This is a genomic window from Mycolicibacterium parafortuitum (assembly GCF_010725485.1).
In the GTDB taxonomy this organism is placed as follows: Bacteria; Actinomycetota; Actinomycetes; order Mycobacteriales; family Mycobacteriaceae; genus Mycobacterium.
Map to the genome: position 1 here is coordinate 4,464,951 of NZ_AP022598.1, position 24,102 is coordinate 4,489,052.

At 65.3% G+C, this 24,102-nt stretch carries 21 protein-coding genes and 3 pseudogenes; 13 read left to right on the forward strand and 11 right to left on the reverse strand.

All coding sequences use genetic code 11. The features are described from left to right. Nucleotide 1 precedes the first annotated feature (1 nt). Together NTM_RS21130 and NTM_RS21135 are read right to left on the reverse strand one after the other, a co-directional pair. Nucleotides 2-2,737 (reverse strand): ATP-binding protein, encoded by a 2,736-nt coding sequence (locus NTM_RS21130; RefSeq protein ID WP_197746364.1) that lies wholly within the window; start codon nt 2,735-2,737, stop codon nt 2-4. Nucleotides 2,738-2,850: 113 nt separating this feature from the next. After that, nucleotides 2,851-3,402, reverse strand: a complete 552-nt coding sequence (locus tag NTM_RS21135) for a YaeQ family protein (RefSeq protein ID WP_083143645.1) — start codon at nt 3,400-3,402, stop codon at nt 2,851-2,853. A 32-nt stretch (nt 3,403-3,434) separates the two neighbouring features. On the opposite strand from NTM_RS21135, the gene NTM_RS21140 reads away from it, so the two are divergent. Then, a complete protein-coding gene (locus tag NTM_RS21140; RefSeq protein ID WP_163767580.1) occupies nt 3,435-4,406 on the forward strand; it encodes an alpha/beta fold hydrolase in 972 nt (323 codons plus the stop codon). Here the strand turns inward: NTM_RS21140 and NTM_RS21145 are convergent. The 3 genes and pseudogenes from NTM_RS21145 to NTM_RS21155 all read right to left on the reverse strand — a co-directional run bounded on the left by NTM_RS21145 (nt 4,396) and on the right by NTM_RS21155 (nt 7,221). Beyond that, the gene (locus NTM_RS21145; RefSeq protein ID WP_163767583.1) at nt 4,396-5,592 is read right to left on the reverse strand and encodes a serine hydrolase domain-containing protein; all 1,197 of its coding nucleotides are present in this window, start codon (nt 5,590-5,592) and stop codon (nt 4,396-4,398) included. The genes NTM_RS21140 and NTM_RS21145 overlap by 11 nt on opposite strands. Further along, nucleotides 5,589-5,942 (reverse strand): annotated as a pseudogene (locus NTM_RS21150) (biotin carboxylase); the annotation flags it as partial. The pseudogene NTM_RS21150 and the gene NTM_RS21145, both read right to left, overlap by 4 nt. 34 nt (nt 5,943-5,976) lie before the next feature. Next, entirely contained in the window at nt 5,977-7,221 is a 1,245-nt protein-coding gene (locus NTM_RS21155; protein WP_197746365.1) for an amidohydrolase family protein, read from the reverse strand. Nucleotides 7,222-7,984: 763 nt separating this feature from the next. Here NTM_RS21155 and NTM_RS21160 point away from each other — a divergent pair. From NTM_RS21160 to NTM_RS29065, 6 genes are all read left to right on the forward strand, one after another. Then, entirely contained in the window at nt 7,985-8,608 is a 624-nt protein-coding gene (locus NTM_RS21160; RefSeq protein ID WP_232079796.1) for a hypothetical protein, read from the forward strand. Between the two features lie 150 nt (nt 8,609-8,758). Beyond that, entirely contained in the window at nt 8,759-9,553 is a 795-nt protein-coding gene (locus NTM_RS21165; protein WP_163767589.1) for an SDR family oxidoreductase, read from the forward strand. A gap of 58 nt (nt 9,554-9,611) precedes the next feature. Continuing rightward, a complete protein-coding gene (locus tag NTM_RS21170; protein WP_163767592.1) occupies nt 9,612-10,466 on the forward strand; it encodes a helix-turn-helix transcriptional regulator in 855 nt (284 codons plus the stop codon). A gap of 140 nt (nt 10,467-10,606) precedes the next feature. After that, nucleotides 10,607-10,900: a putative quinol monooxygenase gene (locus NTM_RS21175; RefSeq protein WP_083143651.1), complete on the forward strand. Its 294-nt coding sequence runs from the start codon at nt 10,607-10,609 to the stop codon at nt 10,898-10,900. Between the two features lie 777 nt (nt 10,901-11,677). Then, complete coding sequence (locus NTM_RS21180; RefSeq protein ID WP_083143652.1) at nt 11,678-12,241, forward strand: hypothetical protein; 564 nt, start codon at nt 11,678-11,680, stop codon at nt 12,239-12,241. Between the two features lie 185 nt (nt 12,242-12,426). Further along, a complete protein-coding gene (locus NTM_RS29065; protein ID WP_420872573.1) occupies nt 12,427-12,903 on the forward strand; it encodes a hypothetical protein in 477 nt (158 codons plus the stop codon). A gap of 235 nt (nt 12,904-13,138) precedes the next feature. Here the strand turns inward: NTM_RS29065 and NTM_RS21190 are convergent, their stop codons facing one another. From NTM_RS21190 to NTM_RS21205, 4 genes are all read right to left on the reverse strand, one after another. Beyond that, nucleotides 13,139-14,266: an FAD-dependent oxidoreductase gene (locus NTM_RS21190; protein WP_083143653.1), complete on the reverse strand. Its 1,128-nt coding sequence runs from the start codon at nt 14,264-14,266 to the stop codon at nt 13,139-13,141. 359 nt (nt 14,267-14,625) lie between these two features. Further along, the gene (locus NTM_RS21195; RefSeq protein ID WP_083143654.1) at nt 14,626-15,354 is read right to left on the reverse strand and encodes an SDR family NAD(P)-dependent oxidoreductase; all 729 of its coding nucleotides are present in this window, start codon (nt 15,352-15,354) and stop codon (nt 14,626-14,628) included. After that, the gene (locus NTM_RS21200; protein ID WP_104861069.1) at nt 15,348-15,632 is read right to left on the reverse strand and encodes a hypothetical protein; all 285 of its coding nucleotides are present in this window, start codon (nt 15,630-15,632) and stop codon (nt 15,348-15,350) included. The genes NTM_RS21195 and NTM_RS21200 overlap by 7 nt, the downstream gene beginning before the upstream one ends. A 120-nt stretch (nt 15,633-15,752) precedes the next feature. Then, nucleotides 15,753-17,018 carry an amidohydrolase family protein gene (locus NTM_RS21205; protein WP_083143656.1) on the reverse strand — a complete coding sequence of 422 codons (1,266 nt, stop codon included), beginning with the start codon at nt 17,016-17,018 and terminating at the stop codon, nt 15,753-15,755. A gap of 101 nt (nt 17,019-17,119) precedes the next feature. Here NTM_RS21205 and NTM_RS21210 point away from each other — a divergent pair, with 101 nt between their 5' ends. Further along, entirely contained in the window at nt 17,120-17,467 is a 348-nt protein-coding gene (locus tag NTM_RS21210) for a winged helix-turn-helix transcriptional regulator (RefSeq protein ID WP_083143657.1), read from the forward strand. Between the two features lie 610 nt (nt 17,468-18,077). On the opposite strand, the pseudogene istB reads toward NTM_RS21210, so the two are convergent. Both istB and NTM_RS28875 read right to left on the reverse strand, forming a co-directional pair. After that, nucleotides 18,078-18,932: pseudogene (gene istB, locus NTM_RS21215) on the reverse strand (IS21-like element helper ATPase IstB). Continuing rightward, nucleotides 18,929-20,284: pseudogene (locus NTM_RS28875) on the reverse strand (IS21/IS408/IS1162 family transposase). The pseudogenes istB and NTM_RS28875 overlap by 4 nt, the downstream one beginning before the upstream one ends. Nucleotides 20,285-20,395: 111 nt before the next feature. Between NTM_RS28875 and NTM_RS28700 the strand changes: the two are divergent. The 5 genes from NTM_RS28700 to NTM_RS21240 all read left to right on the forward strand — a co-directional run bounded on the left by NTM_RS28700 (nt 20,396) and on the right by NTM_RS21240 (nt 24,101). Further along, nucleotides 20,396-20,791 carry a hypothetical protein gene (locus NTM_RS28700; RefSeq protein ID WP_197746366.1) on the forward strand — a complete coding sequence of 132 codons (396 nt, stop codon included), beginning with the start codon at nt 20,396-20,398 and terminating at the stop codon, nt 20,789-20,791. Next, nucleotides 20,788-21,048 (forward strand): hypothetical protein, encoded by a 261-nt coding sequence (locus tag NTM_RS28705; RefSeq protein ID WP_197746367.1) that lies wholly within the window; start codon nt 20,788-20,790, stop codon nt 21,046-21,048. Before NTM_RS28700 ends, NTM_RS28705 begins: the two co-directional genes overlap by 4 nt. 187 nt (nt 21,049-21,235) lie before the next feature. After that, nucleotides 21,236-22,054, forward strand: a complete 819-nt coding sequence (locus NTM_RS21230) for an alpha/beta fold hydrolase (RefSeq protein ID WP_231983899.1) — start codon at nt 21,236-21,238, stop codon at nt 22,052-22,054. Continuing rightward, nucleotides 22,051-23,448 carry an FAD-dependent oxidoreductase gene (locus tag NTM_RS21235; protein ID WP_066830198.1) on the forward strand — a complete coding sequence of 466 codons (1,398 nt, stop codon included), beginning with the start codon at nt 22,051-22,053 and terminating at the stop codon, nt 23,446-23,448. The genes NTM_RS21230 and NTM_RS21235 overlap by 4 nt, the downstream gene beginning before the upstream one ends. Next, nucleotides 23,445-24,101 (forward strand): isochorismatase family protein, encoded by a 657-nt coding sequence (locus tag NTM_RS21240; RefSeq protein ID WP_066830195.1) that lies wholly within the window; start codon nt 23,445-23,447, stop codon nt 24,099-24,101. Before NTM_RS21235 ends, NTM_RS21240 begins: the two co-directional genes overlap by 4 nt. Nucleotide 24,102: the final 1 nt, after the last annotated feature.

Sequence of the window (24,102 nt, forward strand, 5' to 3'; positions counted from 1 at the left end):
GTTACGTCAGCACTTGGGGAAGTTGGCTGCGGGAGCTGATCCCGAGCTTGGTGAACACCTTGCGCAGGTGGTACTGGACCGTGCGGGCACTGATGAAAAGCCGGGCGCCGATCTCCGGGTTGGACAGCCCGTCGCGGGCCAGCCGGGCCACTTGTTCCTCCTGTGCGGTCAGCGCCGCGCCTCCGACGGCGGAGGGTTCATCGGCCGCGACACCGTAACCGGTGGCCCGCAGTTCACGTCCGGCACGCTCAGCGAAGGCCTGCATCCCCATCGCGATGAACATGTCATGCGCGGTCTGTAACTCGGTGCGGGCCTCGCCGCGCCGGCGCTGCCGCCGCAGCCATTCGCCGTACACCAAGTGCGCGCGGGCCAGTTCGGTACGGATCCGGGTGCGGCCGAGCCGATCGATGGCCTCGACGTACAAGCGTTCGGCCGCAGCATCGTCGGCAAGTAACGCCCGCACCCGCGCCTCGGAGCCCAGCGCCCAGTCCGTCCCGCTCGACCGGCTGATCTCGCTGAATCGACGCAATGCGGATTCGGCCTCGTCCTGCAGACCCAACCGAGCTGCCGCCTCGACCAGTTCGGTGAAGGCCCAGTTGGCTGAGCTCAGCCCTGCCGGATACTCGATGGCTTGACGCGCTGCGTCGAGTGCGGCCTGGAAGTCACCGAAACCGTTGTGCAGCAGCGCTGTTGCCCACATCGCCACCGAGATGCCGTTGCCCTCGCCTCGAGCGGTGACCTCCGAGATGGTGCGCGAGCTCAATGCCAGGGCGGTGTCGCGGGCTCCGCGCAGCGCCGCGAGGCCGAGCGCGGCGTAGGGCGCGATGGTGCTCTTGACGGCGTGCTGGGCCGTCGCCAGTTCCTCGACCAACGCTGCGGCAGCGGATAACTCGCCGGTGAACATGGTCATGAAAGCATGGGTGTTCAGCGCCAGCGGGATATCGCTCAGGATGCCCGCGACCCGCACATAATCGACGTAGCCGCTGGACATCTCATGCCAGCGCCGGTCATCCCAGGCCCGGAGCGCAGCGACGGTGGCCAGCCAGGCGCACCGGCGTCCTTCCCACTCTGGGACATCCCCTTCGGCAGCGTCCAATGCCCGGTTCAGGGCCGGTAGGGCCGCGGCGTGACCGTGCGTGAAGAACTCGACCAGCCAGTCCAGCAGCAGATCTCGTAACTGCGGCGCGCCCGGGAGACGTGGCGCGTCCGCCGCGGATCGCGCGATCTCCTCGGCGTCGGCGCCGACGGACAATCGGCCCGCGAACATCGCCGCGGTGAAGGCCTCGATGTAGGTGGTGCGGCACAGGTCGGTGTCGATCGCCCGCAGCCCCTCGGCGGCCTTCAGTAACAGCGGGGGAGCGTCACTGCCGCGCTGGGAGACGAAAGCGATCCGTGCCTGCAGCAGATCTGCCCGTGCCCACTGCAGGTCGCTGAGATGTTCGGAGCGGGCCAGCGCCAACAGATCGACCGCGGCGTCGAACGCCCCGGCCTCGGCCTTGGCCTCCGCCGCGGCCAGCACCCGTTCCGCGCGTTTGTCCCGGTCGGCGGTCACTGCCGCCGCCCGCTCCAGGAAGGCCGCCGCCGCGCTCACCCCGCCGCGGCGGTGCGCGCGGTCAGCCGATTGTTCGAGCGCGACGGCGACATCCTCGTCAGGCCCCGTCGCCGCATGCGCCAGATGCCAAGCGCGACGGTCGGAATCATGTTCGGGGTCGGTCGCTTCGGCCAGTGCTCGATGCACCCGCCGGCGGTCCTGTGCAGTGCCTGCCCGGTAGGCCGCCGAGCGCACCAGGGGGTGCCGGAATCGCACCCAGGTGCCGAATCCGGCCAGGTCGGCCTCGACCGCGGGCACCGCCGACTCGGCGGCGATCTCGAGGAGTTCGGCGGCCCGCCAGACCAGGGCGGCATCGCCGGTCGGCTCGGCCGCGGCGAGTAGCAACAGCAGCCGGGACGGTCGCGGCAAGCCGGCGATGCGTGCCCCGAACGCGGGCTCCACACCCGTCGAAATCCCCGCGGCCCCAAAGAATCCGAATCCGCCGGCAAGGTCCTCGGCGGTCATCTGCCGGGGCAGTTCCAGCAGCGCCAGCGGGTTACCCCTGGTTTCGGCGACGATCCTGTCGCGCACCCGCACGTCGAGTGGACCGATCAGCGCCGCCTCGAGCAGTGCCCGCGCGTCAGGAGCGTGCAGGCCGCGGATGACCAGCGTCGGCAGTCCGGACACCGCGTCGGTCGGTTCCCGGGCTGCGAACACCACCGCCACCGATTCCGCACCCAACCGCCGGGCCACGAAAGCCAGCACCTGCGCCGAGGCCCGGTCGAGCCACTGCTCGTCGTCGACGAGACAGATCAGCGGTCGTTCGGCGGCGACGTTCGAGAATAGGTTCAACACCGCCAGGCCGACCAGGAAGCGGTCCGGCACCGGGCCTTCGGCGATCCCGAGTGCAGTGCCGAGGGCGTCGCGTTGCGGCGCCGGCAATCTCCCGAGGTGGTCCAGGAACGGCTGACACAGCTGGTGCACGCCGGCGAAGGCCAATTCCATCTCGGCTTGCACACCGGCCGTACGCACCACCTGGAACCCGTCGGCGGCCCGCGCGAGATGGTCCAGCAGCGCAGTCTTGCCGATGCCGGGTTCGCCGCGCAGCACCAATGCCCGGCTCTCTCCGGCGCGCAACGCGTCGACGATGCCGTCGACGACCGCGCATTCGTCGCGGCGTCCGATCAGCTCGTCGTTCGCTGCCAAGCGGGCCCCCCTGTGTCAGAAGTCATCCCACGTGCACGTCCAGGCCCATATGATGCCCCACGATCCGCCCCGGAGGCCATTGCCGTGGAGCCGAATAGCTCGGGCTTCGAGGTCTACTGCAACGGCTCGGGCGTAAAGGTGGCGTCGATGCCACCCACGGTCATCGTCACCTGACCTTCCATCACCATGACCTGCGCCGAGACTCGGCGATCGACACTCTGGGCCAGTTGTTGCACCGGCGCGTGCGGAATCTGCACGACAGACAGATTGGGCACGCCCGACACTTTGGGCCCCACGGTGCGCCACCAGGTGGCCACGCCGGCGGCGAAGGGGAACAGCAGCACCTGGTCGGCCTTACTGGCCGCCTTGCCCAAGACCCGTTCGTCGGGCTGGCCGACGACGATCCACTCCAGGATCCGCTCCGTGTAGTCCGAGAGCCTCAAGTCCGGTACGCCGGGGGTGGAAAGGCCTGCCCCGAACGCCAACTCACCGTCGACTTCGCCGAGCCGGTGGGCGCGCAACCCAAAAGCCAGCAACCGCACCACCATCCGCTCATCTGTCTCACTGGGGTGACGAGCCACGGTCAGTGCGTGATCGGCGTAGTAACCGTGGTCGACGTCGGAGACGCCGAGTTCGACTTTGAACACTGTCGCGGAAAGGGCCACGCCCTAGTGTCCACTCTGGTGACGCTGACCATGTGATCAGGCCGCGGCAGGGGATACTGGCCGCGGACCGGCATGCACACAGACAGGGACACAACATGACCTCAGCACGCGATGTCGATGTCCACCATGGTCGGGCCTGGGTTGACCCGCAGCAGACGGTTCGTATCGGCTATACGGTGGCCACTCCACCGCAGCCCACCAAGACGGTCGTGCTGCTCCACGGGGCCCCCCAGACCCGCTACGAGTGGCGCAAGGTCATGATGCCACTGGCCGCCGCCGGATATCGGGTGATCATGCCGGACTACCGCGGCGCCGGCGCATCTGACAAACCTCGTGACGGATACGACAAGTGGACGATGGCCGGTGACATTCACAGCCTGGTGCGCGAGACCCTGAGCGTGGCGGAGCCCATCTCGCTCGTCGGCCACGACCTGGGGTCGATGCTGGCTCTGAGTTTCGCGCTGCGGTTCCGCGAGGATGTCGTGAGCGCCACCTTCATGGAGGCTCCGCTGCCGGGCACGGCCTACTACGAGTGGCGAGTGACTCAGAAGTCGGCGTGGCAGTTCGCCTTTCACGCCAACCCGGACATCGCGGTGTACCTCACGCACGGACGTGAACGTTGGTACATCAGCCGGTTCTTCGACGAACTGGCCTACCAGCCGGATGCGATCTCCAATGATGACCTTGACGTGTACGCCCGCGCGTACGAAGCGCCAGGAGCCATGCGCGCGATGTGTGAGATCTACCGGGAACTCGACCGCGACGCCGCCGACAACCGCACCGCGCTGGGGGAACACGGCAAGCTCACCATCCCGGTGTTGGCTTCCGGAGGTGCATCCGGCCCACTCGCGCACAACTTCCGGGCGATGTGTGAGGAGGTAGCTGATCGGGTGACGGATCAGCTTGTCCCGGACTGCGGCCATTGGGTAGCCGAGGAGCAGCCTGAGTTCTTCACCAAGATGTTCTGCGAATTCGACGCGGCCGCCCGGGGCGTCACCGCATAGCGCAGCCCCCAGGGCTCGGTCCCAATTCAGCGGCCACCGCGTCGAACGCGCATAGCGTGTCGGCGAACATCCGCGGGACGCCGGCGTCGTCCTGGGTCGACACCTTGACGGCGATCATGTCGGCGGCCCGGTTGATGTAGATCATCTGCCCGCGCATGCCCTGACACAGGGCGACGGTGTCACCGGGGTAGGGAAACCACACCTGATTGCGGTACATCCCGCCCGGCAGGTCATCGGTGCCGGGCCCGGCGTCGAACGCCTGCCTCGAGTCGGGACCGCCTAGCAGAGTGTCGGTGATCCACGCGGCCGGAATCACCTGCTCACCGGTCAGCGAGACGCCCTCGCGGAGGAACAGCGAACCGAACCGGATGAGGTCGGTCAGGCACGCGCTGACACCCCCGTCGAAGAACCCGGTACCGGCGGCGTCGACGGCCAGGGAGGCGTCGCATTCGGCGCCGATGCGGCTCCACAACAGCTCGGACATCAGTTGCGGCATCGGCTGCCCGGTGGCGGCCTCGCAGATCCAGCCGAGCACGTCGGTCTCACACGAGCGGTATTCGAAGGGACCGCCGTGTGGCGATTTCTGCTGAAGGGTGAGGAGAAAGTCGTAGAGCGTCGCCGGCACATCCGGACTCGTTCTGGGCGCCCATCCGACTGCCTGGTCGAGCAGGTGCACCTCCGCGGTGGGATGCATGTAGTCGTCGCTGAACGCGATCCCCGACTTCATGTCCAGCAGGTGCCGCACCGTCGCCCCGGAGTATCCGCAATCGTTCAGGGCGGAAACGTAAGCCGTGACGGGGGCGTCCACGTCGATCACGCCCGCGCCGTGCAGGGCGCCGGTGACCGCACCGATCAGCGACTTGCTCACCGAGAACAGCAGGTGCCGGGTGTGCGGGGCGAAGCCGTCGAAGTACTCCTCGGTGAGCAGCGCTCCATGCTGGGCGAGGGCCCATCCGTCGGTGGTGGTGCGGGCCAGCACCTCTCCGACTGTCACCGGCGCACCGGCGCTGTCGGTGAGGCGGATGTCGGCGAGCGGCACCTCCACGAGGACCAGCCGGGCAATATCCCCGGTGCCGCGCGGGATCACCGCGGTGGGTACGAAGTCATCGACGTGCTGCAACGACCAGTGCGCATAGGGTTGCGTCAGCCAGTTGGCCAGCGAGATACTCGCCGGGGCGCCGGTCATGCTCGTGCGACGAGTCGCGACACCATCGGGTTGGTCGATACCAGCGGTATCGACCTGAACTGTGCTTTCAGGCCGAAAATCCAGCGCCTGCACCGCTCGGTGAGCTGATAATCCTCGGTCTGTAGATGCCCACGGGTCACAAGGACGCCGAGTTGCGCTCCGGCGCAACGGATCTCACCGGGCGCGGCGACGCGCATGTAGAAGGCTTCGGACTCATCGAGCAGGGTCGCCCAGTCGTTGCCTGGCCGGGCGAACGAAACCCCGCCCTCCTCGTGGAGGCGCCACACCCCGGTGCGGGGAGTGGAGGTGAAGATCTCCACGTCCGGAGAGGTCTCCGAGATGATCAACTGGGCGTCCAACTGTCCGCCATGCCGCGTCGGCGCGTCACACGTTGATCGCAAACAACTTTTCTGCGTTTCGGAAGGCGATTTTCTCCTTGGTCTCACGAGGCAGATCTACAGACCGAAACCAGTCGGTTCCTTCCTTCATATTCGCAAACGGATAGTCGGTCGCAAACATCACCCGGTCCACACTGATGTACTTCAGCAAGAGCTCGAGCAATTCATCTTGAAAGAATGCGCTGGTTGTGAACCAGAAGTTGTCATCGAAGTACCTGTCGATAGGCTTATTCAGAGAACGTTCGGTCGAATCTCCCAAATCCTCCACGATCCGCTCGTAGTAGAACGGAAGACCCTCGCCCATGTGACCGACGATCATCTGCAGTCCAGGGAATCTGTCGAAGACACCGGTCAGGATCAATCGCAGGCTTTGGGTCAGCACCTCTTGGTGCCAACCATATCCTGAGCCACTGAAAATGTAATCCTGATACTGATCGTTGTATCCTGGGCGCTCGATACCGTAGTAGATATCGAAGACCTGCTTCGGCGGAAAGCCCGGGTGTAGGTATATCGGAACCTCAAGTGCCTCGGCACGTGCCAGAACGGGCTCGAAATCCCGGTGGTCAAGAAATTTGTTACCAACGAACCCATTCGTCATGGCGCCTACGAAGCCGTCTTCGCGGACAGCGCGTTCCAGTTCGTCCGCAGAGGCCTCAGGGTCCTGCAGAGGCAGGGTCGCATAGGCCTGGTAGCGTCCCGGATGGGTGGCCATCGGGCCGCTGGCGATCATCTTGTTGAGACGATACGCAAAATCGTTGCCCTCTTGACCGACGAGATTCTGCACGCCCGGTGTATGTGCTGAAAGAACTTGAACATTTATTCTCGCCTCATCCATTGCGGCGATGCGGCTGGGCCCGAGTTCGGCAAGGCCAATTTCCTTGAGGTACTCGGTATGATCATCGTTAATCGCGTTCAGGGCAATCAGCTCATCGGTGGTATAGGTCTCTTCCGTGGCGATGAAGGGTAGGTCCTGGTCCCGCGCGGAAACATGTGAAGGCTCTCGCGTTGACTCGTTGGCGCCGGCGGCACATGCCGATAATCCGGCACCAACGCCGAATGCGGCGGCGCCGATCATAAAATTGCGGCGTCTTGTCGAAAATTCCTGCAGGGGTTGTATGCTCGTCCTCATATCAGCCTGCTCTGCCGTTGCATTGTCCAATTCGGTACAGCCCTTTCGCTTGAAACGGGTTTCGCTGACAATGTGGCTACCAAAACACGGGGCATAGACCACAGGATGCCCCTCAAAAATTCGAGTGTCGCGGGGGATGACCTCCCGATTGAGTAGGGAAAACCGCTGATTTCTTTACGTACCGGGGTGGGTGTCGCATGCCGGGTAACGCGGGAACGCGAGATGAAGTCGAGCGGGCGACAGGGCATTGCCGGATCTTGCGCGGGAAGCGAGACCCGTTGGGCAACAGGGCTATTCGGCCTAGTTTGGTTGACGCAGCGTATTCGAGTGCAGCACCGTCCCGAACGTGTCAACAGGGAAACCGTTGTCCCGTCGGAGCCTGCATGCAATTCACCAGCAAATTTTTGGGGGGTATAGCCCCGGTCCACTGCGGGGAGCCTGCCGGGGCCCAGATCTTCGGATTTGGCCAATCTCGGCCGATCGCATACAGTGCTGGCAACCTTGATAACTCGGGTTATGGCCAGTCTGATGGCCGAAATCACAGTGTGGCAATAGATGAGTCGCTTGCCACACGCACAATATGTCAGCGCCGGGTCGACGTGCGGTCGTTCCCGCCCTGACGCATACAGCAAACCTCTCGGTCTGGCTGCGCCGCGCTCGCGGCTGCCCAAATGTCGGCAGTTGCCCGCTGCCTTCGCTCGCCACCGAGGGGAGGGGCCGTGTCCGACCCGGCCCCGCATGTTCAACGCGTAGAGAAGTGAGCAGGACCATGCCGAGAACCGGCCGCCCCACGACGATGTTCCGTCGCCGCAAGCACTCGACAGCACTTGTCACGGCCCTCCTCGTGGCCGCTGGTCTCGGCGGCGTGTCTGTGCTTTTGGCGCCGACGCACCGGCATGCGGAGATCGCCGTGGAGCACGGCTCAGCCGACGCCGCGGAGGTGGCACCCCAAGCCGCTGCGCCGGAGAAGCCGACTGTCGTGGCCGCAGCACCGGTGGTCGCGGTCCGCCCGCCGGTGGTCGTGGTGACCAAGGAATCCGACGCCCACGACATCGTGAAGGCCATCGTCAGCCACGGCCGGTACGCGGGGTTGACCGACGACCAGATCACGACCGTCATCGCTACCGCCAAGATCGAGTCCAGCTTCCGTCCGGCGGTGTCGGGCGGGGTGCAGGCCTATGGCGGTCGGGGGACCGCCGCTGACGAGGTCATCGGGTTGTTCCAGGAGAAGGCCAGCTTCGGCACTGTCGCCGAACGTCAGGATCCGAACTCCGCGATCACCCGGTTCATCACCCGGTTCCTCGAGGCGTACCGCAAGCACGGCATCACAGGCGACCATGTGCAGGCGGCGACGCTGGCGCAGAACCCGCAACTACTCAAGCGCAATCGGGGGGTCGGGACGCAGTACTACCGGACGATCCAGGCCGCATTGGGCGACGCCGCCGGCCTCCACCGGCAGGCGCTCGACGCACTGCGCCCGATCGCCTGACGGCAGACCGATTCATCGAGGGATCCTCGGGCGCACGCATCAGGGAGGGGGACCCTCGTGGTACCCCTCCTCTCAGGATCTCCTCGGTGCCTGGCGTGCTGTTTAGCGTTGAGAGGGAAGCGGTGAACCGGAGCGCGAGAAAGGCGACACGTGGTAGTAACCCAATTGGCGACGCACACAGAACTTTTCGATTTGAACGGCAAGCGCGCCCTCGTCACCGGTGGCACGAGGGGCATCGGGATGATGATCGCGCGGGGGCTTGCGCAGGCCGGGGCCCGCGTGGCGATCAGCTCGCGCAACGCAGACGCATGCGCTCAGGCGCAGGAACAGCTCTCCCGATACGGCGACGTCTGGGCGGTCCCCGCCGATTTGTCCCGGCACGCGGAATGCGAACGCCTCGCGGACCTCGTCACGGCCGACTCCGAGTGCCTCGACATCCTCGTCAACAATGCAGGTGCCATGTGGGACGAGCCCTTGGAGACGTTTCCCGACGCGGCCTGGGACACCGTCATCGACCTCAACCTGAAGTCGCCGTTCTGGCTGGTGCAAGCGCTGCTGCCGGCCCTACGCAACTCGGGGACCGTCGACGATCCAGCGCGGGTCATCAACATCGGCAGCATTGCCGCCATCCACATCCCCCAGCGTCCCAACTACTCGTACTCCAGCAGCAAGGCTGCACAACACCAACTCACCCGGGTGCTCGCCAAGGAACTCGGTCCGCAGCACATCACGGTGAACGCGGTGGCACCGGGACCGTTCCCGTCGACGATGATGGCCGCCACCCTCGACGAATTCGGTGAAGCGATCGCAGCGTCGGCTCCGCTACTGCGGATCGGCCGCGACGACGACATGGCGGGGGTCGCGGTCTTCCTCGCCAGCCGGGCCGGGGCTTACCTGACCGGGACCATCATCCCCGTCGACGGCGGGATCGCCACGACGGCGTGACCCCCGGGGGTACTGGCGGTACCTCCCTTCCCGTGCGGTGCAGGCCTACGGTGAGGGGATGGACTCCACGCTTGATCTGCGCACCGAGATCCGAGAGTTTCTGAGGTCACGTCGCGCCCGCATCGCGCCAGAGATGGCCGGCCTTCCCTCCTACGGCGGGAAACGTCGCGTCGAGGGTCTGCGGCGCGAGGAGGTTGCCCTCCTTGCCGGGGTGTCGGTCGAGTATTACGTACGGATTGAGCGCGGCAGCCTCGCCGGCACCTCCGAGGCCGTGCTCGACGCACTCGCCACGGCGTTGCAGCTCGACGACGCGGAGCGTGATCACTTGGTGCATCTGGCGCGGCAATCCGGAGCATCCGCCGGCCGACGGCGCTGCACACCTCCGACGACGGTACGCCGGGCGCTGCAAGAGATGCTCGACGCCATCACCGGAGCGCCGGCGTTGATCCGCAACGGTCGCCACGACGTGCTCGCCATGAATCACCTCGGTCGCGCACTGTATGCCCCGGTGCTGGCAGACTCCCGACGGCCCGCCAACACCGCGCGGTTCGTGTACTTGGACGCCGGCGCGGCCGAGAAGTTCTTCGTCGACTACGACCAGGTAGCGCGAAACACCGCGGCGGTGCTGCGCATGGAGCTGGGCATTCATCCCCACGACGATGAGCTCATCGCCTTGGTTGGCGAATTGGCAACGCACAGCGAGCTATTCCGGAAGAATTGGGCGTCACAGGACGTGCGGGTGCATGGATATGGGAGCAAGCAGGTGAACCATCCGGTGGTGGGCCGGCTCGATCTGAACTTCGAGTCCATGGATCTGCCGACCGACCCCGGCCTGCATTTGAACATCTATACCGCACCCGCAGGATCGGCGTCCGCCGACAATCTGGCCCTGTTGGCGTCGTGGGCGAGCTAAGAGAAACGTCACCTCTGGGCGTCGCCGCCACGGGATAGCCGAATTGGAACGGGCCGAGGCTTGACAAGACTGGTGACGTCACCGTCCACCTACTCGTCTGACACAGTTGAAGGGCACAGCAACACGACAGGAGACCACCAATGTCCGTCACCGTTTTACTCGAGCTGAGGTTCAAGCCCGAATCCCTCGCCGATGCCCGCGACGTGTTCGTGCGCGAACTGCAGAAGACACGATCGTTCCAGGGAGCGTTGACGGTCGAGGTGCTTGTCGACGAGGACGACGAGGCGCACTGGGTCATCTACGAAGTCTGGGAGAGCGTCGCCGACGACGAGGCATATCGTGCCTTCCGCGCCGGCGAGGGCAAGATCGTCGACCTGCCGCCGCTACTGGCCGCACCCCCGGTCAAGACCCGGTACGTCACTACCGACGTCTGACCGCCGGCGCGGGCGCCGCCTCGACATGAGAGGGCCGATGTGGAACTCAGGGTCGGGGAGCAGGGCGCCTGGTTCGTTTCCTCAGGGAACCAGGCAGTTACGTGTGCGGGCGGGGCCGCGGTGCACCGCTGTGGGAAAAGTCAGCTGAATGCAGGACATTCGCGAATATCAGCGGCCGAAAATGTTCACCGGGTCGAGCCGCGTGAGCGCGACCGGGATGGCGCGGTCAGTTCCCGGTGGAATCCTGAGCAGCCTACTCCGGCGCTCCGCGCTGCATGCGCTAACAGTGCGGCCTGCGAGGCGCGACTGAGCCAGACAATCCAAATCCGTTGCCGGCGTGCGCAATATCGCCAGAATCGCATGGCCTGAATCTGTCGGTCGGGCCAGGGGAGCGGGCGGTGGTAACCGGGCGTCCTGTTCGCACCCGTTCGTTCAGCCAACGTCGGGTGCGGGTGCCCGCACACGGGCGCTCAAACCCCTCCCTAGGGGTGTAGTGCGCTACCCCCCGACGGTGGTCCACTGAGTGCGCGCCGAGAGCACCGGGTCGACAGGGAAGGGCGCCGAGAACCCATCTCAGCGATGCCGGACCTCGCGAGGGCACCGCCATGATCACTTGCCGAGTAATGCACGACGCGCTTCGGCGCGGCCCACACTCACCCGGCCGTATTATGTTGTGCGACAACAGTTTCAGAATAGTCTGGACTCAATCCAGAAGTATTGACGTTTGTGTTGAAAAGCCGCGGGGTACGCCCTGCTCAGCATAGGAGGTACATCGAAATGCCCAATTGGATATGGATACTGGTCGCAATCGCCGTCGTGATCGTGATCGCGGCGGTGGCGTTTATCGCCACTCGGGGTCGACGCGACTCCGACCGGCTCAAGCAGCGCTTCGGTCCCGAGTACGACCGTACGGTGTCCGAGGCCGGCGACGAGAGGGCTGCCGAGAAGGAGCTCATCGCGCGGGAGCGCAAGCGGGACAAGCTCGACATCCGGCCCCTGAGCCCCGCGGCGCTGGACGGCTTCGCCAACCGGTGGAGGGCCGTACAGACCGCGTTCGTCGATCATCCGTCGAGCGCGGTGGGGGAAGCCGATCTGCTCGTCACGGAGGTGATGCGGGAGCGTGGCTATCCGGTGGACGACTTCGACCGCCGGGCCGCCGACATCTCGGTCGACCACCCCACGGTGGTCGCGGATTATCGCGCAGCACACGACATCCACCTCGCGCAGCAGAAGGGGGACGTCGGCACCGAGCAGCAGCGTCAGGCATTCGTGCACTACCGCGCACTGTTTACGAAGTTGCTCGAATCGGAGAAGGACAATTCACAGGAGGCACGCGCATGACCGCCCACGATCAGCACACCGATTACGACCCCACGCGGAGGGATCTCGACGCGGCGACGGCACAGCATCCCGCCGACCGGCAGGACTATCCCACCGATCAGGGCGCCGCACCGGGGTACGACCAGAACTCCGGCTACGCCGATCGGTCAGCGGGCCTTGGCGCTCGTTCCCCGTCGGAGCCGCCGTTGACTGAGACGGTGGCCCCACCGAGTGGGGAGCGTCTCGCCCAGCCGACGGACGAGCGTATGAGCCGTTCGGCGAACGACCCGACGACCGGGCCGACCGGCGACCACCTCTCGCAGCAGGGACGGGCTACCGATCCGTCAGCCGTCCAGGGCGTGTCATCGAGTACGGCCACCACCGACGCGGCGGGCGGAAGCTCGTCGGCGACGGGGGAGGAACTCTTCGGCGACGATGAGAGGGTGGGACTTCGCGCCCGGTGGGACAGCGTCCAGGCCAGCTTCGTCGACGACCCGAAGGAATGCGTGCAAAAGGCCGACGGCCTGGTCTCCGATGTCGTCGACCAACTGACGTCCAGTTTCGCCCATGCCCGTTCACGTCTCGAGGGGCAATGGGCCCGCGGCCAGGAGGCATCGACCGAAGATCTGCGGATCGCGCTGAAGCGGTACCGGGAATTCTTCGACCGCCTGCTGTCCGTCTGACTCCACGCCACTGCGGCGCCGGCCTCCGCCCGACGGCGGGGCCGGTGCCCGATTGTCGAGGGTGCGTCCGGGTCGGTCATCGCGTGTACATCGCGGCCTTCAGTCCGGTAGTGCAGTCTGCGCGGCACCTAGTGCGAAGGCGGCATAAGCGTTGACACGCATCCGATTTCCTAACCAGAGAGGCCGGCCAGGTGGCCGTCGGTCTCCGCCCGCCAGGGCCACGATCAGGCCTGGTTCAAGTGAGAAGGCCGGCGAACAGGCGTACCGCACTGTCGGGCGTGTCAGGTCCGAAAAACTGTTCCAGATTGCTTGCGCTGCGTCGGGCCGCCTCAGCGGCGCGCGGGAAAAGCGCGTCCTCATACGCCGACAACGCTTCCTCAATGTGGCCGCGGCACGCGATCATCTGTGCGGCCAGCGCTGCGCCGTCGAACATCGCGAGGTTGGCGCCCTCGCCGGCGAACGGTGACATCAGATGCGCGGCGTCGCCGATCAGCGTCACGCCCGGCAGCCGCTTCCAGCGATGCGTCGTGGGTAGCGCATAGATGGGACGCAGCACTGGATCCTGGATGTTGTCGGACACCAATGAGGAGAGTGCAGGCGTCCAATCCTCGAAGCGCTGCCCGATAAATGCTCGCATGGTCGCTGGGCCGCCGATGTCGACAGATTCAACGAGGTTGAGTGGTGCGATGATGGCGACGTAGCCGCTGAGCGTGTTGTTGGTGTTGTGGTGAGCGAGAATGCCCTGACCGGGCGCTAGCGCCATGAGCGTGCCGCGACCGATAAGCGCTGCGCCTTCACGAGACAGCAACTGTCCATGGGCAGAACCAATCTCGATGAAGCAGGTGCCCGTGTAGACCGGATCGACGCCGGAGACGCTCCGGCGCACTTTCGACCACGCGCCGTCAGCACCCACGACGAGGTCGGCTGCAGTCGATGAGCCGTCGGCGAAGTTCACCTGAGGGCGCTGCCCCGGAGCGGTGGTCACCCTGCTCACCTTCCGTCCCCAGCGGATGGTGCCTATAGGCAGCGAGGCAATCAACATGCGGCGAAGATCGCCGCGGTCCACCTCAGGGCGGGTGCCGAGGCTGCTTCCCGGCCAATCGAACAAGATGGTGCCGTCGCGTCCGGCGATACGTTTGGCGTCGTGACCTGGACGGATGAGGGCCTGGAAGTCTTCGAACAACACCGCGTCGCGCAGCGCCGCCTGTCCAGTGTGTGGGTGGATGTCGAGCAGGCCGCCCTGAACACGCGCGGCGTCAGATTCTTCAGCGTCGTAAACGGTAGTGGCGACGCCGTGGACGTGCAGAGTGCGGGCCAGTGTGAGGCCTCCAAGTCCAGCCCCAACGATGACTATCAACGACATCAGGCGCTCCCCGGCTACGGCACGACACATGTCGAGCTCCGATGAAAAGACGCTGGGCGGCTGAGACCTTTGGCCTAAGCACCGTGTCGGCGACCGCTTGATCGGTCGATTTTCGCGATGGCTACGACGCTACCGGAGTCTTCCTGATGTCGCGAGACAGGAACTGTGGTCTTCGTTCGCGAGTTCTGCGACTCTCGGGGCGTGGTCCACGGTTCGGTCCATCATTGCCGAGGCAGTAGTGGCCCCCGCTATAAACCTGCCTCCGCCGGAGAAAAGCGGGTTGGAGGTCAAGATGATTCACGATGGGCTGCGCGACGGTTTGGTTCGTGAGCTTCGCTGTGCCGTCGCGGACGATGAAGTCAATGAGTCGTACGGGATCCCGGTGATGTCCGATCCTTCGGGACGGTAGGTGGACGGGCGTGGGGACCTCGGGTGATCGCGTTGAGACAGATTTCCGGCATGTCCACTGCGGCAGGAACCGTGTCGAGGAACACCACGGCCTGCGCTACATCGTCAGGGGTAACGGCGTACATCGCGAAGGGGACATCGGTCAGCATGTCGGTCTCCACGGGTCCCGGTGTGACGATGTTGACGTTGATCCCGTCTCGGTCGACCTCTAGAGCCAGGGCTCTGGCGAAGGCATTCATGCCCGCTTTGGATGCCGAATAGGCCGTCCGTCCGGGCATGGGTTCGTGTGCCGCGGACGACGAGATGAAAATGAATCGTGAACCGGCCTGCATCAGGGGAAGCGCGGCCTGGGTCACGACGAAACAGGAATCGAGATTGGCCGACATCGTCGTCCGCCATTGGTCGAAGGTCTGTTTGCGGGCGTAGGTGCCGTCGAGGACGCCCGCGGCGTGCACCAGCAGGTCGATGCGGGACAAGCTGGAGACCGCGTCGCCGAACGCGGCCGGTGAAGTGACATCCGCGACGATGTGGCGTGCGCCGATCTCGTCGGCGGCTGCGCGCAGCGGAGCCTCCCGGCGGGCAATGAGGACGACGTCGTAACCGCTCGCGGCGAGGTGGCGCCCGCAGGCCTTGCCGATTCCTCCACTGCCGCCGGTGACCACCGCGGTGCGTGTCAGCATCGGTGGATCCGTTCGGCGTTGGTGGCGAATGACTTCTCTCGCGCCTCCGGTGCTAGAAGTGCTCCCTGCTGGGCGCCCGTCGGGCGGACACCGCGGAATGGGGAAGTGGCCATCCAGTCACCTGTCTCGGCGCGATAGTCGGCGACGTCGAACCGGCGCATGGCACCGACGTCGCCCAGGAAGAGTTGCGCCTGCTCGGGATACCAGTCGGATCGTGCCGGATCCCATAGGTGGACATGGGTGTCGACGATGCGTGCGGGCCGGGGTGTGTCGGTCATTGCGGCACCAATTCTGGCAGAGCTGCACCGAATCAGGGCGGAAAATCCGGGTGGCAGCTTTTCGTCAACACGCGCCCTAAGCCGTTGTGGACTGCAACATCAACCATGTCGTCACGGGGCTCACCCCCCGCGGTGCCGCATCGTCGCGTGACGGTTGTCGACGACGATCCGGCCGTCGAAGATCGTCATGGCGAGTTCTCGGACATTGCTGATGTCGCGGGTGGGGTCGGCGGTCAGGACGATCAGGTCGGCGCGTTTACCGGGGGCGGCCACACCGAGATCCGGGCGGCCGCAGTGCCGCGCTGCGGCACTGGTGGCGGCGACGAGCGATTGAACGGGCGACAGCCCGGCCGCAACCATCAGCTCGGCCTCCTCCAGTGTATTGGCGCCGAAAAGCCCTCGGCCGCTGAAGGTGTCGCTTCCCAACGCGATGGTGACGCCAGCATCGGCGACCTTCTTGACGTTGTCCCGACTATCGGGATGAAGAGCGTCGTCGATCCAGAGCGTCGGCGTGTAGGTGATCCCGCGATCGAGCATGAGGTCGATCAAGGCGTGGTCGGTGAGGGGTTCGACGGTGATACCGTGCTCGAGGCCGTCCGCACCGGCCTCCACGGCCTCGCGCGCGGCGACCTGCTGGGTGGTGTGGACGGTCACCCGCAGGCCGCGCTCGTGTCCCGTCTCGATGCCTGCGCGAAGGACGTCCGACGGCAACCGCACGAGGTCGACGGAGGCCGGGAACGCCGGGTTGTGCCAGACGTACGTCGACGAGGTGGTGCATGCGCACGCACCCTCGGACAGCAGTTTGATCGCGTCGACCTTGCGATCGGCTAAGTGGTGCACCACATCACGCATCTGCTGAGCGTTGCCGACTTCGGCGGTGAATCGGCTACGGGCCCAGGGGTTCCCGGCGAAGATGGTTGCGGCGGGATGGCCGTCGCGGCCGGTGATGCCACATCCGGTCGCCACCAGCCGCGGCCCTTGCAACGATCCCGCGGCGATCTTCGCGCGGGTGTTCAGTATCCCGTCGGTCGGGTCACCCACCGACTTGATCGTCGTCACCCCGTGCTGGAGGAAGAGCGCGAGCTTGCGGGGGAGTTCGGTCTCCTCGAATGCCCTCATGGACTCCTCGTCTGACACCGCGCCGACATCGTAGAAGTGCAGATGCGTGTCGATCAGACCCGGGAGGACCCAGCCTTCGGAGGCGTCGACCTCCGTTCTGCCCCGCAGTGGTTGACGTGACACCGCAGCGATCTGACTGCCGTTGATCGCGATGTCGTACAGGCCGGGGAGCGGTCGGTGCCCGTCGAAAACGTGCCCGCGGCGAACGACGAGATCGTGCTGCGCCGAATCGTGATCCTCGGCCGTTCGCGTGACCGCATCGCCCATCGGTTACTCCTCAAGCTCCAGAGCGCCGCGGCGACGCTCGAGAACTAGGTTACTTTTAGTAATCTAATAAGGGAAGCCGAACGACGGTCTTACCATGAGGAATGACCGAATCCCGGCCGCCGCTGCGGGCGTGCTCCTACACCGAGGAGGTCTTCGGCCTACTCGGCAAACGCTGGACGGGACTCCTTGTCGACCTGCTTCTTCAGCGTCCGGCGCGGTTCAACGAACTGCACGCGGCACTGCCGGCGTTGTCCAAGCGCGTCCTGAGTGAGCGCCTATCTGAATTGCAGGCCATTGGCGTGGTCGAGCGCGACGTCGACCCCGGCCCGCCGGTCACCGCGACGTATCGGCTCTCCGAACGTGGACGGGCGCTTGGACCGGCCATGGACGCCCTACGTGCATGGGCCGGTGCACCAGTCGACGAGCACGGTCGTCCGGCACCTCCCTGATCACTATGTCGCTGACGCATTTTGGACAGCTCAACCCAACGCGGCGGGCGAGGGCCACCACTCAAAGCATTCCTGATCCATCCAAGGAAACTGCCGTATCTTACTGGTAACACTGCATATTCGATTTCTGCATATTCCCCGATGTGTAGAACCGGCATAACAGTCTCCGTACGCCTCGTGGTTCTTTCACCCGGCTCCACTGACGGCTGATTAAGGGTGAGCTGTGCGATGGCGACAGCACCGCGCGGGCTCACGTCCAGAAGACGCATTCCACGCGCGGTATTAACCGGCACAACCGCTCCTCGTTGCGCTGACCACCGTCCGAAAGCGCCGAAACGTAGTCATCTGACGGATGCCTGGTCGGCTGACGATGGCCCAGAGTCATCGTGTGGAGCTGAACTGAATCAGCTCCTTTCCATCGTGAATCCCACCGGGGATGTGCCTTTCGAGGAGACAAGATGTCTGACTTGGTTGATGTGATGCTTGATGCGCACGGCGGTCTCGACCGGTTCCGCCGGTTCGCGTTCCTGAACGCCCGACTGCACCAGTGATCGCGCTCATCGGAAGTCCTCAGGTGTGCTCGCCGAAATTCCTCACCTGTGAGCAGCGATCAGTGTAGTTGTTGGCGGTTGCCGGTGGTGGTTCGGCGCAGGGTTTCGGCGGCGGCTTGGTGGTCACGCAGGCGGTAGGACTCGCCGTCGAGGTTGATGACTATCGAGCGGTGCAGTAAGCGGTCGAGCATGGCGGCTGCGACGGTGGTGTCTCCGAGGATTTCGCCCCAGGCGCCCACTCCACGGTTGGTGGTGATGACGATGCTGGTTTTCAGATAGCGTTGGGAGACAACCTGAAACAGTGCCGAGGCCGCCTCTGCCGGTAATGGTAGATAGCCGAGTTCGTCGATTACGAGCAGCGTCGGCCCGGCGTAGAAACGCATAGTGGTAGCCCAGCGGCCTTCGATCGCGGCGCGATGGCAGCGCCGCGAGATCCGCGGCGGTGGTGAAGTAGGTGCGGTAGCCGGCATAGGCGGCGGCCCTGGCCAATCCCACGGATAAGTGGGTTTTGCCGGTGCCTGGTGGGCCGATGAGCAGGATGTTGGTCGCCGATTCGAGGTAGCGGCAGGTGCCCAGCTCGTCGATGAGGTTGCGGTCGATCCCGGCGGCGGCATCGACGTTGAAGTCGTCGAGGGTGGCCGGGGTGGGCAGGCAGGCGAACCGCAGTCTCCCGGCGAGCCGGCGGGCGGTGGAGGCTTCCACTTCGACGGCCAGCAGCCTTCCAGGGCGGCGGTGAGCGAGAGCCCTTCGGCGCTGGCCTGGTCCAAGACCGCGGGGAGGGCTTCGGCGGCGGCAGCCAGTTTGAGTTCGGCCAGGTGCGAGCGCAGCTGCTGGTAGCGGCTCGCCGCTGCTGAGGGCGATTCCTCGGCGATGGTCGTGGTGGTGGTCTTCGGGGTGCGGCCGGTAGGGGTCACTGAATGGTCCTTTTCTGGGCGGCCCGCTCGTAGGCGGACAGATCGATCACGGTGGAATCGGTGGACGGAGTGCGGGATTGGTCAATACCTTTAGCGGTGTCGTGCTGCTGAAGCAGTTGCGCGGCAGCGGCTTTAGCTGCCGGCCCGGGTGGGATGCGTTCCTTGCGGCGGTGCGGGCGCCCGGTCATGGAGGTGGCCATCGCGGCGCTGTCCAACGCGATGACATGGCCGCTGTCACGCACCATCTCCGAGCCCGTCAGCGGCCATCCGATGCCGGGCGATCACGATCCCGCTGGCGGTGGCGATATCGCAGAACTCGCCGCCGACTGGATGTGACACCACCACCTGGGCGGCGGCCAGTTCCGGGGGCACCGAGTAGCGGTTGCCGCGGTAGGACACCAACGCTTGGCGCGACGCGGTGCGGGTCTCGGAAACGATCATCGGATACGGCACCGCCGGCACCGGAGCCAGCGGTTCGGTCTTGGCCACCGCGGCGACCGAGGACCGGCCGTCGGCGGTGGCCCGTAGCCGGGTATCGCCACGCACTTGGGCGAAGCGGTCCAGGCTGGCTTGGGCCGCCTCGACGGTCATGTCGTCGGCCAGAGTGCGCCACCAGCGTTGCGCGGCAGTGTGGTTGGCCTTTCCACCACACCTTTGCGGTTGCCGCGCCGCGGCGGGCAGATCGCCACCGAAACCCGTAGTGCTTGGCCACCCCGGCGAACGAGGCGGTCACCCGGCCGCTGCCGGGGTCGCAGACTGTGGCCATCCGGTCAAACCGCCACACCCGTGCACCCACCCAAGCCGCGGGTCACGCGGTCAAGGCCGGAGACCAGATGCGGTTGGTCCTGCGAGGGCGACAACGACCCTCGCCATTTGGCCGAATGAGCCAGCGAGCCCACCAGCAGGTGCGCGGTCTTGCCCCACCCCCAGAACTCGGGCGGATCGGGCAAATCCAGCCAATCCCATTGGGTTTCATCACCGGGCTCGTGCGGGATCACCGCGTTCGGACGCTGGGTGACCGAGCGGCACGCCTCACACACCGGGCGCAGATTGCGGGCTCGGATGTTGCGGGTCAGGCTTTGATACGACAGCGCGAACCCGAGATCCTCGAGCTCGTCGTAGAGGGTGCGGGCCCATAGATGCGGGTCCTCGACCAGGCGGGCGGTGACGTAGTCGACGAACGGCTCGAACGGGTCCGGGCCGCGGCGAGCCCGGACCCCGGGCTCCCCGTCACCGTCGAGGTACTTGCGGACCGTTTTGCGATCGAAGCCGGTGTGGCGGGCGATCGCCGAGATCGACCAACCACGTTTGCGTAGGGCATGTACTTCCAAGTCGTCCTCCCATGTGAGCATGAGAAAGCGGGCCTCCTTCGATGGAGCAACTGGCGTCAGACACCAGCAGCTTCGAGGGAGGCCCGCCCTTCTCGGCGGAGCCACACGGGTGGGGAATTTCGATGAGCGTAAGTGGGGAAATTCAGTGAGCGCGGTCACCAGGGCGGTGTGCTGTGGGGAGTCAAGGGTCAGCCGACGGTATTGCAGGAGGCCAACGTCCGCGTCGACCTCAACCGAGAGTGGGTGTCGCACTGGCCTTTCGCCCCCACCGATCACCGGTCCCAGTTCACCCCGAAGCGAGTCACCATTGAAACACCCGCGGGCGAGGTCGTCGAGCAACTCGACGAACCCCGTGATTCATTTGCCGGGTACGTCATGGAGACCCCGTGGAGTAACGCGCAGGTCGCCTACTTCGCCGGATACACGATGTGGACCTACCTGACATCTCCGTTCATCCTGGCCCGACCGGGGGTGTTGACCGACGAGATTGAGCCGTGGGCGGAGAGACTTGGCGACGGCTGCGCGTGACCTTCCCCCGGGACATCGCCACCCACAGCACGGTCCAGACCTTCTATGTCGACGACACGGGGCTGTTGCGTCGCCACGACTACGACGTGGATATCCAAGGCAGCAATCCCGCCGCTCGCTATCTGCTCGATCCTGTCACCGTGCAGGGAATCGTGTTGCCCTCCAGATTGCGCATCTTCCCGCGCAACGATGACAACACGGCGGCCGCTGATCCGCTGATCGTCTCGGTGGACCTATCCGACTTCGCGTTCGAGTAACCGTAGGCGACACATCCTGCTTACGGGTGGTCAGATCCGACGGCGGCGTCGCCGGATGGAAGACAGTCAATGTGCCTATGGCTCTCGCGGTCTGCAGGCAAGAGAATCCGGAGATGACGCGGATCCGAGGCGATCTCGCGAGCGATCGATGAAGGGTGCACAGCATATGGAGAATTCGTTGTCGTTGATGGCCGAGACCCGCTATCTGGATGGGCCGAGCGCACGGTTCGCCTACCGTCGCTTCGGTGCGGGTACCGGTGTCCCGTTGGTGCTGGCGTTGCGCTTTCGCGGCACCATGGATCACTGGGATCCGGCGTTCCTGGACGCACTGGGAGCCGAACGTGAGGTGATCCTTTTCGACAACATCGGGCACGGTAGGACCAGTGGCGTCGCGCCGGCCAGCATGGCCGCCCTGGCCGGCGGACTCACCGAGTTCGTCGACACCTTGGGGCTGTCCGAGGTCGATCTGCTCGGTTGGTCGTTGGGCGGGATCGTGGTGCAGGCGGCCACGTTGCAACGTCCTGATCTGGTGCGCCGGCTGATCGTCGCGGGCAGCTCTCCCGGTGGTGGTGTCCCCGGCATGCCGCAACCCGATCCGAAGATCTGGCAGGTTGCCACCAAGCCTGTAAACGACGACGATGACTTTCTCTATCTGTTCTTTCCCGATGAGGATCCGGGTCGCAAGCGGGGACTGGAGTCGTTGCGGAGGTTGGACGACCGTGTCCTGTCGCCGGAGCATGTTCCGGTGTCGATCGAGACGATGCAGGCGCAGTTGGCCGTCATTGCCTCGACCGGTTCGAGTATCTGGGATCGCCTGAGGGAGATCACCATTCCGACCTTGGTTGCCAACGGTGCGCACGACCGGATGATCGATGCCTACGCCACCTTCGCGATGGTGGGCCGGATGCCCAATGCCAAGGCCATTCTGTACAGCGATGCCGGGCACGGGTTCCTCTTCCAGCACGTCACGGACTTCGCCCGCGAGATCGTCGAGTTCCTCGCGTGACCCCGCAGGTGATTGAGGTCGATCTGCTCGTCATCGGATTCGGCAAGGGCGGCAAGACGTTGGCGACTGAGGTGGGCCGACAAGGTCAGCGTGTCGTGCTGGTGGAGGAGTCGGCGCAGATGTACGGCGGCACCTGCATCAACACGGGCTGTGTGCCGACGAAGTCGATGGTGTACCGCAGTGAGCACTCGCCCCGCGGCTCGTCCGGAACGTCGGTTTACGCGGATGCGGTCGCTGCCACAGAGCGGCTGACCACCGGGTTGCGGGCTACGAATCTCGCGGCACTGCAGTCGGTCCCGTCATTGCGGGTGCTCACCGGTCGGGCGAGCTTCATCGATGCGAACTCGGTCGCGGTAGAGACCGAGGACGGTCTCGCCACGGTGGTGGCGCGCGACATCGTCATCGGTACCGGCTCAACACCGGTGATTCCCGACCTACCCGGCGTGCGGCATAGTCCGGTCGTGGTCACCAGTGCGGAGTTGCTGCGGCGTGCCTCGCGCCCGGACCGGCTTGTGATTCTCGGCGGCGGCTACATCGGTTTGGAGTTCGCGTCGATGTACGCCGGATACGGCACCTCCGTGACCGTTCTGGAGCAACGTCCGGCCGTTCTGGCACATGAGGACCCAGACATCGCCGACGCTGCAGTTTCTGTCCTGTCCGGGAGGGGAGCCACGATCCTCACCGGCGCCGAAGTCACTGAAGTGCAGACTGTTCCGCGGCCGGGCGCCCCCCCATTGGCACGCGTGGCGTATCGCATCGGCGGACGCGCCGCCACCGTCGAGGCCGACGTCGTGCTGATCGCGCTCGGACGCACGCCCAACTCCGCCTATCTCCGACTTGATCGGGCCGGGGTGGAGATGACCGACACCGGTGCCGTCGTGGTCGATGACTACCGCCGTAGCAGCCAACCCCACATCTATGCGGTCGGGGATGTCAACGGCGGACCGCAGTTCACCTACATCTCTCTCGACGACTACCGCATCGTGCTCGATCAGCTCGGCGGTGCTGCCGAACCCAGGTCTGCCGCCCAGCGCCGAGCAGTTCCGAACTGCCTGTTCCTGAGCCCCCCACTGGCACGTGTCGGCCTTACCGAAAACCAAGCGCGCACCGCGGGTTACGACCTCAAAGTGGCGGCCAGCCCGGTGGTGAACCTGGCCACCGTGGCAAGAGCCCGCATCGTCGATGACACGGCCGGGATGATGAAAGTGGTGGTGGACGCGGAAACCGACAGGATTCTCGGCGCTGCCCTGCTGTGTCACGACGCACAGGAGGTGATCAACATCGTCGCCCTGGCGATGCGCCACGGCATCACCGCATCGGTATTGCGGGACGAGATCTACACCCATCCGTCCATGTCGGAGTGTTTCAACCAGCTGTTAGGACTGCTGCAATGAAGTTCGACCCTACGAACACCGCGGTCGTGGTCATCGATCCGCAGATCGACGTCCTGAGTCCCACCGCACGCAACTGGGCGTCCGTCGGCGCGAGTGTCACCGAGAACGACACAGTGGCCCACCTCGCCCAACTCATGGAAACCGCCGTCGCCCAGGGGTATCCGCTGATCATCTCGCCGCATTACTTCTATCCGTCTGATTCGCAGTGGTTGTTCAACGGGCCGCTGGAGTCCGACGAGTTCGCCACCGGAACGTTCGCCCGCGTTGGGGCCCTGGATTTGACCGACTTCGCGGGTTCGGGCGCAGACTGGCTACCTGCGCTGGCGCCCTATATCAACCGCCCGACCACCACCGTCGCGAGCCCCCACAAGGTCTTCGGGCCGCAGACCAACGACGTTGTCTTACAGCTACGGAAGCGAGGATGCGACCGCGTCATCCTCGCCGGGATGTTGGCGAACATGTGCGTCGAGTCTCACCTGCGTCACCTTCTCGAGGACGGATTCGAAGTTGCGGTGGCCGTGGATGCGGTGGCGGGCCCCCGTCACCCCGCCTGGGGCGACGGGTATCAGGCAGCGCTGGTGAACTATCGGTTTCTCGCGCACGCGGTGTTGCCGACCGGAGAAATCGTCTCGGCGATGACCGGCGCGGCATGAA

What these genes read in the sequence shown, in the direction of transcription:
- NTM_RS21145 (WP_163767583.1), bottom strand. Translation starts at nt 5,592, where the DNA reads ATGACCGGCGCCCCGGCGAGTATCTCGCTGGCCAACTGGCTGACGCAA.
- NTM_RS21170 (WP_163767592.1), top strand. Translation starts at nt 9,612, where the DNA reads ATGGACTCCACGCTTGATCTGCGCACCGAGATCCGAGAGTTTCTGAGG.
- NTM_RS21175 (WP_083143651.1), top strand. Translation starts at nt 10,607, where the DNA reads ATGTCCGTCACCGTTTTACTCGAGCTGAGGTTCAAGCCCGAATCCCTC.
- NTM_RS21180 (WP_083143652.1), top strand. Translation starts at nt 11,678, where the DNA reads ATGCCCAATTGGATATGGATACTGGTCGCAATCGCCGTCGTGATCGTG.
- NTM_RS21190 (WP_083143653.1), bottom strand. Translation starts at nt 14,266, where the DNA reads ATGTCGTTGATAGTCATCGTTGGGGCTGGACTTGGAGGCCTCACACTG.
- NTM_RS21195 (WP_083143654.1), bottom strand. Translation starts at nt 15,354, where the DNA reads ATGCTGACACGCACCGCGGTGGTCACCGGCGGCAGTGGAGGAATCGGC.
- NTM_RS21200 (WP_104861069.1), bottom strand. Translation starts at nt 15,632, where the DNA reads ATGACCGACACACCCCGGCCCGCACGCATCGTCGACACCCATGTCCAC.
- NTM_RS21205 (WP_083143656.1), bottom strand. Translation starts at nt 17,018, where the DNA reads ATGGGCGATGCGGTCACGCGAACGGCCGAGGATCACGATTCGGCGCAG.
- NTM_RS21210 (WP_083143657.1), top strand. Translation starts at nt 17,120, where the DNA reads ATGACCGAATCCCGGCCGCCGCTGCGGGCGTGCTCCTACACCGAGGAG.
- NTM_RS21230 (WP_231983899.1), top strand. Translation starts at nt 21,236, where the DNA reads ATGGCCGAGACCCGCTATCTGGATGGGCCGAGCGCACGGTTCGCCTAC.
- NTM_RS21240 (WP_066830195.1), top strand. Translation starts at nt 23,445, where the DNA reads ATGAAGTTCGACCCTACGAACACCGCGGTCGTGGTCATCGATCCGCAG.